This window comes from Cryobacterium sp. M91, from assembly GCF_002929615.1.
Classification (GTDB): Bacteria; Actinomycetota; Actinomycetes; order Actinomycetales; family Microbacteriaceae; genus Cryobacterium; species Cryobacterium levicorallinum.
Window position 1 is genome coordinate 1 of sequence record NZ_PJJT01000053.1, and the last position, 13,322, is coordinate 13,322.

Genomic DNA, 13,322 nt, shown 5'->3' on the forward strand with positions numbered 1-13,322 from the left:
GCTTAACCGCTGCCGGCATCTTGTTCGGTGCAAATCTGACCATTGGTTTCTCCCTGCTCGGGATTCGCAACGACCAGTAGAAACTGCCCGGCGTCCAACGGGCGGGACTGCCACGTCTGCATCTCCTCGATCACCGTGTCCGTGATCAGTCATTTCCTCGTTCAGAGCCGTCTCCAGGAACGTTTTCGTGAACTGGCCCAGCAGCCCGTCAGGACCGTCCAGAGCCAGGCCCTGCTCCTTGGCCAGGCGCACCCATTCCTTCGCCGCCAACGCCTCACGGGTCGGCTCAGATTTCGTCTTCTTCGTCACAGCATCAAGTGTCGTCATCACGGCACCTTTCCCGCCAGACCCACGTCCAGCGCGTCAGGCCGGAAACACCGTTTACGAGACAGTCCCACTAGGGGCCCAGGCGTCGCGGGATATAGCGTGAAGCCATGACGAACGGGTGGAATCGGAAGGCCATTGTTAGCGCCAAGCTCGTCACCATCTCGACCCCGATCGGGGGGACGCGCGCCTGCCAAGTGATGACGCGCTCTGGCGATAGGTCACTGCTTTCCAGGAGCTACTTGGGGACACGCTAAGTCTTAATCCACTGGTCCGCCTTGAGTGAGCGGCGGATTGAGGCTTCGTCATCTGCGGGCTAGGACTGTTGTCCGTGCCCGCCGAGCTGCACAGCAACATCCCGGCGCCCTTTAAATACGTTCTCACCGTTGACCTGAACTTCCTAGGAATCATCACCGCAGGTCTCTTCGCCCTCGTCTTACTCACTGTTTCCTTCCTGATTAGCACTCGTCGGGCTGCCGTGAAAGCTCAGGGACGTCAGCTCTGAGCGAGACCTCAATCCCGCAAGGGCGACTACCGAGTGAGCAGGGAACTGGACGATCGCACCGCGCGGTGCCATTCTGGTGTTGTATCAACCGAATGGAGACATGATGGTAAACGCTTCAGTCGTGAATGTGGCGGAAACCCGCGCACAGCCCCGCCGGATAGGTCTACCTGGCACCATCCTCGGTATCGGGTTGGGTGGATTCGTCGATGGGATCCTGCTGCATCAGATCCTGCAGTGGCACCACATGCTCACCAGCGCCGTGACCGCGAACATTGATATTGGGTCCTACCCGGCGGATACGGTCCCCGGTCTGCAAATGAACACGCTTTGGGACGGGTTGTTCCATACGGTCACTTGGCTCGCGGTACTGATCGGGCTGGGAATGCTTTACTCTCGCGTCACCGGATCCCGCGGCCGCGTCTGGGCCTCACGCGTGCTCTGGGGCTGGATCCTGGTCGGGTGGGGAATATTCAACCTGGTGGAAGGCATCGTGGACCACCACATCCTGGGGGTCCATCACGTGATCAGCGGGGAGTTCCAAACCTTGGCCGATATCCTCTTCCTTGTCCTCGGCGCGTTACTCGTAATCGGCGGATGGCTGTTGCAGCGTACCGGGCGCCCCATCGATCTGACCGACCACAATGATCGAACGCACTCCTTGAGGTGATGTCCGACACGCACGAGGCTCACGCCGGCCACGCCGCCACCGCCTTGGAGACGGCGGTTCCGCTGATCCTCATCGCCGCGGTAGCGCTCGGATACGTTCTCCTCGCTCATAACCGCGGTAAGGAACCACGCGGGTGGAGCAGCTGGCGGATCGCAAGTTTCCTCACCGGCTGCACTCTCCTCGCCCTGGGCTTATCCCCGCAGACCTCTCCATTTCCTCTCGGCGGGCTACCCACTCACATGTACCAGCACCTGCTCATCGGGATGTACGCGCCCATCGGGCTGGTCCTTGGCGCACCCATAACCCTTCTGCTCCGGTCCGTACCCCGAAGTCAAGGCAAGCTCATGCCAGGCCAGCATTTCCCGGCAGGTGTCGAGATAAAGTTGGGCGTGATGCGGTTTGTTCGTCTTTTTCCGTGGCAATCCGCGTGGGCTGGCCGGGACAATTGCAGGTCGGCGCAGCTCAGGCCGTGGTTTCGAAGACGCGCAGCCCAGTGCTGATCAGCGTCATGCACAGTACCCTCGTCCTCACTCGGGGGGGGGGNGGGGGGGATCGGCGCATGTGATTGAACCGTAACGTCGCGCTGCGCCCAGAGGGGAGTGCGGCCGTGCAAGACTGGAAGTTCACCTTCGCCTCCTGTTCTCACCTGTATCTGTATCTAGTTCCGCATCGGCGCCTCCAGTTGCGCCCGTGCCGGTGGCGGTGAATCGATGTGTGATCGAAGCGAAGAGGTTTTGATGTGTGGGATTTTCTAGGGGCTCAGTATGAGCAGATCCTGTTCAGCAGCTGGCAGCACTTCAGCCTCGTCGTGCAGTGCCTGATCTTGGCGACAGTTATCGCCGTCGTGCTGGCAGCCGCCGTCTATCGCAGTTCCGCGCTCACCGGGGTTGCCAACTCGGTGTCGGCCATTGGCTTGACTATTCCATCGTTTGCTTTCATCGGGCTGCTTATTGCGCCGCTCGGCTTCGGCGTTGTTCCGGCCGTCATTGTCGTGGCGTTCTTCGCTACGCTGCCTATTCTGCGCAATGCGGTCGTGGGCCTGTCGGGTATTGCGCCGTCGATCGTGGAATCCGCCCGTGGCGTTGGCATGAGTCGGTTCCGCACGCTCCTGCAGGTGGAACTGCCGATGGCGTGGCCGATCATCCTCACAGGCATTCGGGTATCCGCGCAAATGGTCATGGGAATCGCCGCGATCGCCGCATATTCCCTCGGCCCAGGCCTGGGCGGATTCATCTTCTCCGGCCTGTCCCGCCTCGGCGGTGCCAACTCCCTCGAGTCGGTGCTGACGGGCGTCATCGGCGTTGTCGTGCTCGCCCTCATTCTTGATCTTCTTCTCGTCGGCCTCGGCCGCCTGACCACACCCCGAGGTATCCGTGTCTGAACTCATTGCATCCACCAGCGCAGAATCCACCAGCACCGAAGATTCTCCGACCGGCATCACCGGTGCGAACATCCTGCTGGACCACGTCACCAAGCGTTTCCCCGGCCAGTCGCGCCCCGCCGTCGACGGTCTAACCATGGAGATCCCGGCCGGCAAGATCGTCATGTTTGTCGGCCCCTCAGGCTGTGGCAAGACCACCACCCTGAAAATGATCAACCGACTCATCGAACCGACCGAAGGTCGCATCGTCGTCGACGGTGACGATGTCACCAATATGAACGGCGATACCCTGCGCCGAGGCATCGGCTATGTCATCCAGGCCGGCGGGCTCTTCCCCCACATGACGGTGGCCACCAACATCGGCCTCGTGCCGAAAATGCTCGGCTGGGACAAAGCCCGCATCGCGGCCCGCGTCGACGAACTCCTCGAGCTCGTCTCCCTAGACCCGGCGCTCTACCGAAACCGGTACCCCAAGGAACTATCCGGCGGTCAGCAGCAACGCGTCGGCGTGGCGCGCGCCCTCGCGGCCGACCCGCCCGTGCTACTCATGGACGAGCCCTTCGGCGCCGTCGACCCGATCACCCGCCTGCGCCTGCAGGACGAACTGCTCAACATCCAGGAAGAACTGCAGAAGACCATCGTCTGCGTCACCCACGACTTCGACGAAGCCGTCAAGCTCGGCGACTGGATCGCCATCTTCAACGAGGGCGCCCAGCTCGAACAATACGACACCCCGGAACGCATCCTCGGTGACCCGGCCAACGAATTCGTCGAAAACTTCATCGGGTCCGGCGCCGGCCTCAAACAGCTCACACTCACCCGGGTGGCAGAGGTCGGGTTCGGCGACGCCGTCGTGGGAAACCCCGGCGAACGGGCAGCGGATGTCCTGGCCCGCCTCATCGACGCCGGCCACGGCCACGCGGTCATCGTCGATGAACGTCACCGTCCCATCCAGTGGCTCTCCCGCCGCAAACTCGGCCGCCTCAACGTCATCAGCAACGTTCCCGACCCGAAACTCCCCGTCGTCGGCTACCGTGCCACGCTCAACGACGCACTCGACACGATGCTCGTCTCCAGCGCCGGAGCCGCGCTCGTCACCGGCCGCCGCGACATGTTCAAGGGTGTCATTGACGTACAGACCGTCATGGACGCCATCACCCGGTCACAAAGCGCTGCCGTACTCGAATCGGACCAGGCACCCGTCGGACTAAACACCGGCGTGTTCCAAGCACAGGAGCCTGCCGCCGACGCCGACGCCGACCTGAGCGAGACCAATAGCAACGGCACCGACGTGCGGGCCAGCCAATGAGCACCCGCACCCTGAAAGCAGAAGCCGGCATCGCCGGCGGCGACTCCGCCGTCGAAACGCCTGGCGACCCGGCCGCGCCAGCCGTGCCGGTCAGTCAGGCTCGCGCGGTGTGGCACACCTGGCGGGGACTGGTCTACCAGCTGGCCGGTATCCTGCTCGCGTTCTTCGCGCTCGTCATCTGGCTACTGACGGCCAACCTGTCGCCGATCGAACTGACCACCCTCGCCCCGGACGCGCTCTGGGTTTACACCGTGGAGCACATCCAGCTCACCCTCCTCGCCGCGGTAATCGTATTGGTCATCGCGATTCCTTTGGGAATCGCCCTGACCCGGCGGCCCCTGCGGTTTCTGACCGCTGCGGTGCTCGCCATCGCCAACGTCGGGCAAGCCGCCCCCGCAATCGGCGTCGTCGTGCTGCTCGCGTTCTGGGTTGGCTTCGGCTTCTGGGCGGCGACGCTGAGCCTCGTGCTTTACGCGGTGCTCCCGGTGCTGCGAAACACCATGGTTGGCCTCCAGCAGGTCGACGCCCGCCTCATCGAAGCCGGACGAGGCATGGGCATGAGCTCCACGGCGGTGCTCTTTCGTGTGGAGCTCCCCCTCGCCGTACCAGTCATGCTGTCGGGCGTGCGTACCGCCCTCGTTCTGCTAGTCGGCACCGCAGCCCTAGCCACATTCGTCAACGGCGGCGGACTCGGCATCCTCATCACCACCGGCGTCAACCTCAGCCTCACCCCCGTGCTCGTCACCGGAGCCCTGCTGGTGGCGCTGCTCGCCCTCCTCATCGACTGGGTCGGCCGCGTCGTAGAACACGTCGCCCGCCCGAAAGGACTCTAGATGTACCGAACCTCTTCCCACACCCGTCCTCGCGCCCACCGCGGGCCCCTCGGCCGCTGGGGCCTCGCCACGGGTATCCTCGCCCTGTCCGCCGTCGCCCTGACCGGCTGCGGACTGCAGCCGGCGACCTCATACGTTCCCGCGGTCGGACCTGGGTCGATCACCCCGCTCGACGGCGCCGACGGCGTCAACCTCACAGTCACGTCCAAGAACTTCACCGAGCAGCTCCTGCTCGGCAAAATCGCCGTCCTCGCCGGGACCGCCGCAGGATTCGACGTCACAGACCTCAGTAACGTGCCCGGCAGCCAGCCGGCCCGCGAGCTACTTCTCTCTGGCCAGGCCGACGTGCTCTGGGATTACACCGGAACCGCATGGTTGACCTACCTCGGCCAGGCTGAAGTGATCACTGACCAGGACGAAATGTGGCAAGCCGTATACGACCTCGACATCAAAAACGGTGTCACCTGGGGCGCGCCAGCACCGATGAACAACACCTACGCCCTCGCCGTGCGCAGTGAGTCAGTCGCCAACCTCGGCAACATCACGGCCATGTCCGAACTTGCCGCGTTACCGGTCGCGGATCGCACCTTCTGCGTCGAAGCCGAATTCAACTCCCGGCCGGACGGGTTGAACCCCATGCTCGCCCACTACGGACTGGAACGTGGCACCGCCGACGGCGTGCCCGACAGTAACATCGGCATCTATGACACCGGCGCCATCTACAGCGCAACCGACAACGGCGCCTGCAACTTCGGCGAAGTCTTCACGACCGACGGTCGCCTCGACGCGCTCGACCTCACCGTCTTGACCGACGACCGCGCGTTCTTCCCGGCATACAACGTGGCACCGATCTTCTTCACCGAAACAATCAAGGCCCACCCCGGCCTGGAAAAGACCTTCGCCAAAATATCACCCAAACTCACCGACGAGGTTCTGCGCGGCATGAACCGTCAAGTTGACGTCGACGGCGACGAACCCGCCAATGTGGCCTACGCCTGGATGATCGACGAAGGTTTCATCACGGACCCGGCCTCCTAGGAGTCTGACCAGTACTGGGATGGAAGTTGGTGTTCAGGCTCAACGTGGCAGTAAATCCTCGCTCGTGAAACGCCTAAGGCCTGGTAATTTCAGTCAGGGTTCCCCGCGTTGCTTTCAGACTGTGAGTACTGCAAGCGTGGCGAGTGTGACGAAGGTCGGGCGCCCACTGACCCGCCCCTAGACTCGGGTGGTACTAAGGCCTACGAAGGTAGGTTCGCAATCAGGTCACACGTCCACGTTCAGCGAACGAGAAGCGCTGCCCGCTGAGAGGTTAGCGATGATGACGCCGTATTCTTTGAGCGCGCGCAAATGACATCGAGAGTCGATGAAGTCCCGGATCGCCAACATCCGCCATTAATGCACACAGGGGTCGGCAGTCGCCGCGGAATGGCTGACCACAGACCGGAGCACGGATAGAGTCAACGAGCATGAGCATTGAGGGCGCGAATGACTCCCCGATTGACGCGTTCGAGCGCTCGTGCGACTCGTGCGGCCGCGAGGAGTTGCTCAACGCGCACGACGCCTACGCGGTCGGCTAGGACCACCCACCCAACATGGGAACCTTTGGCGTGGTCTCCCCGCGCACATGCCCGGACTGCACGATCGAAAAAACCGTGTGGTGGGCAATCGTGATGGACGAGCGCAGAATGGACTAGCTAGAACCCCACCAACTCAACGTCGTCGGTCGCATCCTCAATGAAGTTCCGCCGGGCACCGAAGACGTGCGGCGGACGCCTCCCCTGCCCTAGTTGCGTTCGGGAGATGTATTTCGATGCAGCGGCGGCGATTGGCGGATTGTGTCCGTCAGGTTTTCATCCAATGACCTAACCGTTCTGAATCTGTCAATCCTCTGGGAGCTCTTCAGCCAATGTCTAAGAGCGGTTCATCAGATCCATTCATATTCGAGAAGAACGCGCACCGCTCAAGCCAGTTGGATTTTCTGAGGTCATTTTCCACGCTCGCAACGTCGCCGAAGTATCTCTAACAGGCCTCTTTTAACGAGTTTCGAACACGCCCCTGACAGCGCCGAGGGGCGGATAGGCCCATAGATCTCCGACGAGGCGGTCCGACGTCTCGCGGACCGTGGCCCATTTGGCGAAAGATTCTAGCTACTTCATCCAAGCGCTCACCGACATGATCACGGCGATGAAGCCGATGGAGAGGCTGACCCACAACGAAGTGCGATTCTTGATTAAATCGGGCTCGTTCACCGCCCACGAGTTGACCGAGACTTCGGCGTCCGTCGACAAGTGCGCCCGTCAAGTTTTTGAGACAATCTGATTGATTTTTCTTCTATGCCGCAATCGTTTTACGGCGATCGCGGTGAGCGGCCAACGCTGCGGCAGGTTGCAGCCCTCCATTGTGTGAATGAGGGCGCCGCCGGTTGTACCAGGATTCGATGTATTCCATCACCGCGGTCCTCTCGGCGAGGTGATTCTCGAAGTCGTGCTGGTAGTACATTTCGGTCTTCATGTGCGAGAAAAAACTTTCGGCCACAGCGTTGATGCTCCTATAGTTGTCAATTGATATTTTGGGTTTCCTTTTGCTCATGCAGCCAGTCTCGGAATTGGCTAGCAAGGTTGTCGTCGTGGCTGCGGCCTCGTTCGATTCGGGAGAGGGTGCCAGGCCAGGTGTTGAAGTGGCCTGCGGCCTCGCGGAGGGTGATGTGGAGGTCTTCGCGCGTGATGCGTAGGTCGGTGATCGAGGGCGCCGCGTGTGGGTTGGTGAGTTGACGGTAGAGCTCCCGGGCGACGTATCGTTTTAGGCAGCGCATGATTTCCTTTTTGGTCTTGCCTTGAGCCGTTCGTCGGGCCGCGTATTCTCTCGTCCGGGAGTCGGTCGCGAGGCGCGAGACGACGACATGGTGGATTGCCGCTTTGGCGGCTCTGCCGCCGCCGCGGCTGAGGCGATGCCGGCTCGTCTTTCCGGATGACGCTGGAATGGGGGCGACGCCGACAAGGGCCGCGAACTGCGCTTCGGTGGCGATGCGTTCGGGGTTGTCGCCGACGGTGACGAGGAGCTGGCTCGCTACTTCGATGCCAACGCCGGGGACGTCCCGCAACAGCGGCGCGCAGTCCCGGATGATCTCTGCCAGCGCTTTATCGGTGTCAAGAATCTCCCGCTCGAGAAATTGGTATCGGGCGGCGAGTTTCTTCAAAGTCAAGGCCGTCGCGGTGTCAGGGGCGGTGAGGTTTCCCATTGGACGGGAGCGCTCCAACGCCGGGATGAGTTGCGCGCTGGTCAGTCCGCGAAACCTGCTGCGCACTTGCTCGGGAGCGGAGACTAGGATTCCCTTGATCTGGTTGATGGCGATGGTGCGGGCCTTCATCGCTGAGCTGCGAGCCCCGCGGAGGACGCGGAGGCATTCGACGGGGCCGTCTTTGGTTTTCGGCGTCGACGTGCCTCGTTCAGCTAGGACTGATTCCGCTGCTTGGTAGGCGTCCAACGGATCCGATTTTCCGCGTAGGCGCCGCGCCTGGCGGTTGGGTCGGTTGACCTCGTGGACGGGCAGCCCTGCTGTCCTCAGCACTCGACTCAGTTCAGCCCCATAACTGCCGGTCCCTTCGACGCCAACGCCGATGACCAGGCCGAAGTGGGTGATGAACGAGAGGATCTTCCGGTAACCAGATCCGACGGCCAGGAATTCTTCAGCAGCGAGGTGTTTGCCGTGCTCGTCGATGATGGCGACGTAGTGAGTATCGGAGTGCGTGTCGACGCCGACGATGATATTCGGTATGTCTGTTGCCATGATGAAGTTGCCTTTCCTTCGCGTTCATCTGGGTAAAAGATGGGCACGTTGGCCAGGTGGGCAGACAAGACGGTAATGGGAATTCGCTTCAGGCTCCTATAAAGTCATGTCCGCCTGGTCAGCGCACCGTGAGCAGCCTTGAGACCGCGGACAGATCACGTAAAAGACAATCCTTGGAAGGACGTCACTCAGGGTTAGGGTCACGCAGCCTCAAGACTCTTCTCATCATTACCGTCCCAACACACGCCGACGGCTCCCATCGACTGCGTGACCGTATTCGCGGCGCACCATTTCTGGAACGGGCCGGACGTATATTGGGTGCCGCGATCGCTGTTAAGCCGAATTCGGCTTAATTCCGATTATGCCGAGGATGACGCTAAGCCGAGGAACCGTGTCGATGCTGGTTATTTGCGGGGAACAGCGTTTGGTTTGTCGGCTTAGCGTCGCCGTCGATCAGCGGAGTGTGTAGAGCATTTGCAGTTTCTCCTCGCTGAGCCAGGTGTTGTCGGCGATGTTGATTTCAGGAGTGGCGGCTTTCATTGCCGCGGTCATCATGTCAAGAGTGGCGAAGGCGTAGAACGCGGAGGTGGTGCTCATGCTTTCGTGGCCGAGGAGTTGCATGATGATCGGCAACGGGATGCCCTGTTTGTAAAGGTCCATCGCTTTGGTTTTGCGCAGCATGTGGCAGTGCAGCCGAATCGGAACCGTCCGACAGTTCTGCCTGGCGAGGTTGCCTGCGGTGGCCAGGATCGCCGAGACACTGTCGGCTGACAGCCGGGTTGGCTGCCCGAGGTGGGAGCTGTGGAACAGCGGACGCGTCGCCGGGAGCCGCGCGAGGTTGGGATGGAACTTCGCGAGATAGACCTGCAGGTGTTCGACCGTTTTATCGCCCAGTGGGACGATGCGGCTTTTGGCTCTTTTCCCGGTCAAGGTCAGGTGCGCCGGCGTTGCCAGGGTCAGGTCCCCGAGGGTGAGGGCGGTGAGTTCGCTGACGCGGGCGGCGCTGTCATAGAGAAGGATCAACAGCATCCGGTTGCGGCGGGACTTCGCCGTGGAGCCGTCAAAGGCAGCGAGGACCGCGGCGGTCTCGTTCGCCTCAAGGTATTCGATCGGTTTGCGTGGTGCCGTCGGTGCTTTCAAGGTCTTCGCGGTGTCGTGGAGGGCGACGAGGGTCAGGTCTTCCTGGGCTGCGAAAGCCAGGAATGCTGTGATCGCAGTCAGCCGTAAGCTGACGGTTTTGGGCTGGTAGTGCTTCGTTTCGCGCATCCAGGTGAGCCACTCTTTCAGCATCGGCCGCTCGAGATGAACGAAGCTGATGTTCTTGCGGTTCAGCTGCTTTTCATCGGTGAGGAAGCTGACGAAGCACTCCAGGGAGATGCGGTAGGCCTCGATGGTTCTCGGCGAGAGGGCGCGGACTCTGGGCATGTAGTCGTGGAGGTAGTTGCGGGCGAAGCCCCAAAGGTTCGGCGTCGAGGTGAGGGGGTCGCGTTTCATCAGAAGCCCACTTCGGGCAGCAGCTGGTCGCTGTCGCGGGTGATGGCGGCGTAACTGTTCATGAAGTCCGGCGAGGTATGGACGTAGTAGTAGGTGCTGTCCAAGGACGCGTGGCCCATATATCGGGCCAAATAGGGCAGCATCGCGTTGACGTCGGTGCCGTCGGCCATCCACCGCTGAAGGTTCGCGTAGGCGAAGTGGTGCCGGAAATCATAGGAACGCGGCCGCTTCCCCTCCAAAGTTCGCGTCAGTGCAGCCTTGTCCCAGATGCGGTTGAAGATTATCCCGACCGCCACCGGGGTCACGGGTTTCCCCGTCGGCATGACGAAGAACGAGGCCCGATCGCCTGCGATAACGCCGCGGGTGCGGGCATCGCAGCCAGCCAGAAGCTCCACGAGTTCACCGGTGAGTGGCAGCCGCCGGTCGCGGTGCCCTTTCGATGCGAGTACTTCGATCACACCGTCGTCCAGGTGGACGTCGTGCGGGGTGAGGTGGCGGACTTCTCCGGTGCGCAGCCCGCAGGAGTGCATCAGGGCGAAGAATGCGACGGCCTGCCATGTCCACGGCGACGAACCCTCTATCCGGGCGGCGGCCTGGAAGAACAACCTGATTTCGGCATCCGCCAACAGGTAGGGCTGCGACCGGACAAAACTTGTCTTCCAATGATCCGACAACACATAGGCGTTGTCATTGCCATTGATATGCGCCCACCGGCCGAAATCCCGAATGTAGGACATCCATGATCGGTAAGGTCCCGGCCGGGATGATTGCAGGGCCGTCACCCAGCCCTCGATCTTCGCCCGGTCGAGATTCGCCAGAGAATGGTCGGCGCAGTATCGGTCGAACTGTTTCAGATACCAGATCCGGGACGCGCCGTAACAGCCCATGCTCGACTTGAACGCGAGGTAGCCCTCCAAATCGGCGGCGAACACGCTGGTGAAGCCGTGCCCGCTCATCATGCGGTCCCTGCCGGCATCGGGTGCACGCAGGCGCGCATCTGCTCGGTGTCCTCGCCCAAATACACGTTGGTGGAATCCGGAGACGAGTGGCCCAGAATCGCCGAGATCGTCGGCAGCGGCATCCCCGCGCGCAGCAGCTTCGTCGCCGCGTGGTGACGCAACTTCCGGGTGCCCACTTTGGTCTGCGTCACCCCGGCGGCCCGAAACGTCCGCCGCGTGATCGCAGAGATCGACGCATGGTCCGCCAACGCGAGGTGCGGGGCCAACGACCGCAGGAAAACGTTTGGGATGTTGGAATGCGGTCGGTCGCCCAACACATACTCGGCCAGCTTGCCGAGGACCACCGCAGGCAGCGGTAACGTCAACGGGTTGCCCGTTTTCTGCTGCACGATACCGAGCGTGGAGCCGCGCCAATCGATGTCCTTCAGCCGCAACGCAATAAGGTCGCAGGCACGCAAGCCCGTCACCAATGCCAGCAACGTAATTGCCGCATCCCGGGCAGGAACATCGCTGCCGGTGCAGGCCCGAACCACCAGTAGCTCGTCACGTTCGGCAAGTTCGGGAACGAGCTGGTACCACCGCCGGATGCGCGCCATCGTCAACGCGTCAAGTAAATCCTGCCGACGTGTAAAGGTGAGGAACGGCCGGAAGTTCGTTACTGCCGACCACATCGCTGATGGCGCCCACCGATCGAGCAACGATTCCAGATATCCGAACATGGTGGTGCCATCCGCTTCTTCCCATGACGTGATCCCGCTTGCTTCCAAAAAGAGCAGGTATTCACGGGCTGCGCGACCGTAGGCGCTTCGAGTAGATACGGCCAGGCCGCGGCGTTCAACCTCGTCCGACCACGCATCCGCCAGGGCGACGAAGGCGGCGCTCTGAGGAACCACAATGCCAGCGCTGCGGGTTCCCTTCACCAGGCTCACCCGCCCGGTCGCCACATACGAATCGAACACGCTCACCAGCCGGCCATAATCGAAGCGGCACTGGACACTGAAGCGGCCCGTTCTCGGACTCGTCGTCATCGAGGCGAACTCCGCCCCCAAAGCCGGCGTGTAGCGGCCGTCATCCTTCTGCGCCAGCACTGCCAACCATCGAATCGACTTCTGATAGTTGCCAATCGTCGACTCTTTATAGCTGGCCGCTCTCAACGCCTCGACAACGACGACACCAATGTCATCAACCATCGTTTCCATAGCATTTTCCCTTCATCGCGCATCTGGACACGATGAAAATAACGCTGGTTGAGGCATTGCACTAAACCGAGAAAACTGCAGCCATCCCCAGTAAACTTCTGGCGTCGGAACAGTTCCTCGGCTTAACGTCATCCTCGGCATAATCGGAATGAAATATGGCGCCGTTCGGGTCGAGATGGCCGTGGTCGCGAGCCATCTCCAGTGCGTCGATGATCAAGCTGGTGCGCATGTGACTGGCCATGGACCATCCGACCACCATCCGGGTGCAGAGGTCGATGACGGTTGCCAGATACAGCCATCCCGAGCCGGTCCGCAGGTAGGTGATATCGCCGCAGAATCGAGTTCCCGAGACAGTCGCGATGAACTCCCGTTTCCCGTCCCCGTCGAGCATGTGATTGCGGATGTGCTCGGTTCGAGCGTCTGGGTCAACGGTCGTGGTCTTCTTCCACGCCCGCATCCGCACAGCCCGCAGACCGCGGCCGGTAAGGATCGTCCCGACCGTGCCGCAGGCGATGCTGACGCCTTCCTGACCAAGAATGGTGGTGATCTGGTCCCGGCCGGCCATGCCCTTCTCACGCTCGTAGACCCGCACCACGTGCGCGTCAAGCACGGCGTGCCGCACCTGCGTCGGCGTCGGCGTCGGAACAGCTGGCCGCAGCGAGCGGTAGAACGATGCCCGTGAGACCTTCAGCTTGCGGCACATCCAGTCAATAGGAAAGGAGGCCTTCTCCGCCAAGATAAACACGAAATAGTCGTTTATCGTTGCTTCGCTGCGGGTCATGTCCCCTTGAGTGGATGCTCCTATTGATGTCAAGCGGCCTTTGGGGTGGGATTCGATTGTCGGGATTGGTCGTCGAGCCAGGC

At 61.7% G+C, this 13,322-nt stretch carries 11 protein-coding genes and 2 pseudogenes; 6 read left to right on the forward strand and 7 right to left on the reverse strand.

What is annotated here, in order from left to right:
• A pseudogene (locus CXY80_RS19895) lies at nt 1-327 on the reverse strand (hypothetical protein); the annotation flags it as partial.
• 602 nt (nt 328-929) lie between these two features.
• Between CXY80_RS19895 and CXY80_RS01140 the strand changes: the two are divergent.
• The 6 genes from CXY80_RS01140 to CXY80_RS01165 all read left to right on the forward strand — a co-directional run bounded on the left by CXY80_RS01140 (nt 930) and on the right by CXY80_RS01165 (nt 6,057).
• Nucleotides 930-1,496 carry a DUF2243 domain-containing protein gene (locus CXY80_RS01140; protein WP_199182196.1) on the forward strand — a complete coding sequence of 189 codons (567 nt, stop codon included), beginning with the start codon at nt 930-932 and terminating at the stop codon, nt 1,494-1,496.
• A complete protein-coding gene (locus CXY80_RS01145; protein WP_104131271.1) occupies nt 1,496-1,996 on the forward strand; it encodes a cytochrome c oxidase assembly protein in 501 nt (166 codons plus the stop codon). Before CXY80_RS01140 ends, CXY80_RS01145 begins: the two co-directional genes overlap by 1 nt.
• 239 nt (nt 1,997-2,235) lie before the next feature.
• The gene (locus tag CXY80_RS01150) at nt 2,236-2,877 is read left to right on the forward strand and encodes an ABC transporter permease (protein ID WP_104131272.1); all 642 of its coding nucleotides are present in this window, start codon (nt 2,236-2,238) and stop codon (nt 2,875-2,877) included.
• Nucleotides 2,870-4,186 (forward strand): ATP-binding cassette domain-containing protein, encoded by a 1,317-nt coding sequence (locus tag CXY80_RS01155; RefSeq protein ID WP_369828592.1) that lies wholly within the window; start codon nt 2,870-2,872, stop codon nt 4,184-4,186. Before CXY80_RS01150 ends, CXY80_RS01155 begins: the two co-directional genes overlap by 8 nt.
• A complete protein-coding gene (locus CXY80_RS01160; protein ID WP_104131273.1) occupies nt 4,183-5,019 on the forward strand; it encodes an ABC transporter permease in 837 nt (278 codons plus the stop codon). The genes CXY80_RS01155 and CXY80_RS01160 overlap by 4 nt, the downstream gene beginning before the upstream one ends.
• Nucleotides 5,020-6,057 carry a glycine betaine ABC transporter substrate-binding protein gene (locus CXY80_RS01165; protein ID WP_104131274.1) on the forward strand — a complete coding sequence of 346 codons (1,038 nt, stop codon included), beginning with the start codon at nt 5,020-5,022 and terminating at the stop codon, nt 6,055-6,057.
• Between the two features lie 1,293 nt (nt 6,058-7,350).
• On the opposite strand, the pseudogene CXY80_RS01175 reads toward CXY80_RS01165, so the two are convergent.
• The 6 genes and pseudogenes from CXY80_RS01175 to CXY80_RS01205 form a co-directional block, all read right to left on the reverse strand.
• Nucleotides 7,351-7,560 (reverse strand): annotated as a pseudogene (locus tag CXY80_RS01175) (IS3 family transposase); the annotation flags it as partial.
• Nucleotides 7,561-7,576: 16 nt separating this feature from the next.
• The gene (locus tag CXY80_RS01180; RefSeq protein ID WP_104131277.1) at nt 7,577-8,806 is read right to left on the reverse strand and encodes an IS110 family transposase; all 1,230 of its coding nucleotides are present in this window, start codon (nt 8,804-8,806) and stop codon (nt 7,577-7,579) included.
• Nucleotides 8,807-9,259: 453 nt separating this feature from the next.
• A complete protein-coding gene (locus CXY80_RS01190) occupies nt 9,260-10,300 on the reverse strand; it encodes a tyrosine-type recombinase/integrase (protein WP_104131278.1) in 1,041 nt (346 codons plus the stop codon).
• On the reverse strand, nt 10,300-11,256 hold the full coding sequence (locus CXY80_RS01195) for a tyrosine-type recombinase/integrase (protein ID WP_104131279.1): 957 nt from the start codon (nt 11,254-11,256) through the stop codon (nt 10,300-10,302). Before CXY80_RS01195 ends, CXY80_RS01190 begins: the two co-directional genes overlap by 1 nt.
• Nucleotides 11,256-12,458 carry a tyrosine-type recombinase/integrase gene (locus tag CXY80_RS01200; RefSeq protein ID WP_104131280.1) on the reverse strand — a complete coding sequence of 401 codons (1,203 nt, stop codon included), beginning with the start codon at nt 12,456-12,458 and terminating at the stop codon, nt 11,256-11,258. Before CXY80_RS01200 ends, CXY80_RS01195 begins: the two co-directional genes overlap by 1 nt.
• Before the next feature lie 61 nt (nt 12,459-12,519).
• Nucleotides 12,520-13,239: a DDE-type integrase/transposase/recombinase gene (locus tag CXY80_RS01205; RefSeq protein WP_104131281.1), complete on the reverse strand. Its 720-nt coding sequence runs from the start codon at nt 13,237-13,239 to the stop codon at nt 12,520-12,522.
• Between the last annotated feature and the right edge of the window lie 83 nt (nt 13,240-13,322).

Bases quoted from the DNA above. Each gene is read 5' to 3' on its own strand.
- CXY80_RS01140 (WP_199182196.1), top strand. From the start codon at position 930: ATGATGGTAAACGCTTCAGTCGTGAATGTGGCGGAAACCCGCGCACAG.
- CXY80_RS01145 (WP_104131271.1), top strand. From the start codon at position 1,496: ATGTCCGACACGCACGAGGCTCACGCCGGCCACGCCGCCACCGCCTTG.
- CXY80_RS01160 (WP_104131273.1), top strand. From the start codon at position 4,183: ATGAGCACCCGCACCCTGAAAGCAGAAGCCGGCATCGCCGGCGGCGAC.
- CXY80_RS01165 (WP_104131274.1), top strand. From the start codon at position 5,020: ATGTACCGAACCTCTTCCCACACCCGTCCTCGCGCCCACCGCGGGCCC.
- CXY80_RS01180 (WP_104131277.1), bottom strand. From the start codon at position 8,806: ATGGCAACAGACATACCGAATATCATCGTCGGCGTCGACACGCACTCC.
- CXY80_RS01190 (WP_104131278.1), bottom strand. From the start codon at position 10,300: ATGAAACGCGACCCCCTCACCTCGACGCCGAACCTTTGGGGCTTCGCC.
- CXY80_RS01195 (WP_104131279.1), bottom strand. From the start codon at position 11,256: ATGAGCGGGCACGGCTTCACCAGCGTGTTCGCCGCCGATTTGGAGGGC.
- CXY80_RS01200 (WP_104131280.1), bottom strand. From the start codon at position 12,458: ATGGAAACGATGGTTGATGACATTGGTGTCGTCGTTGTCGAGGCGTTG.
- CXY80_RS01205 (WP_104131281.1), bottom strand. From the start codon at position 13,239: ATGACCCGCAGCGAAGCAACGATAAACGACTATTTCGTGTTTATCTTG.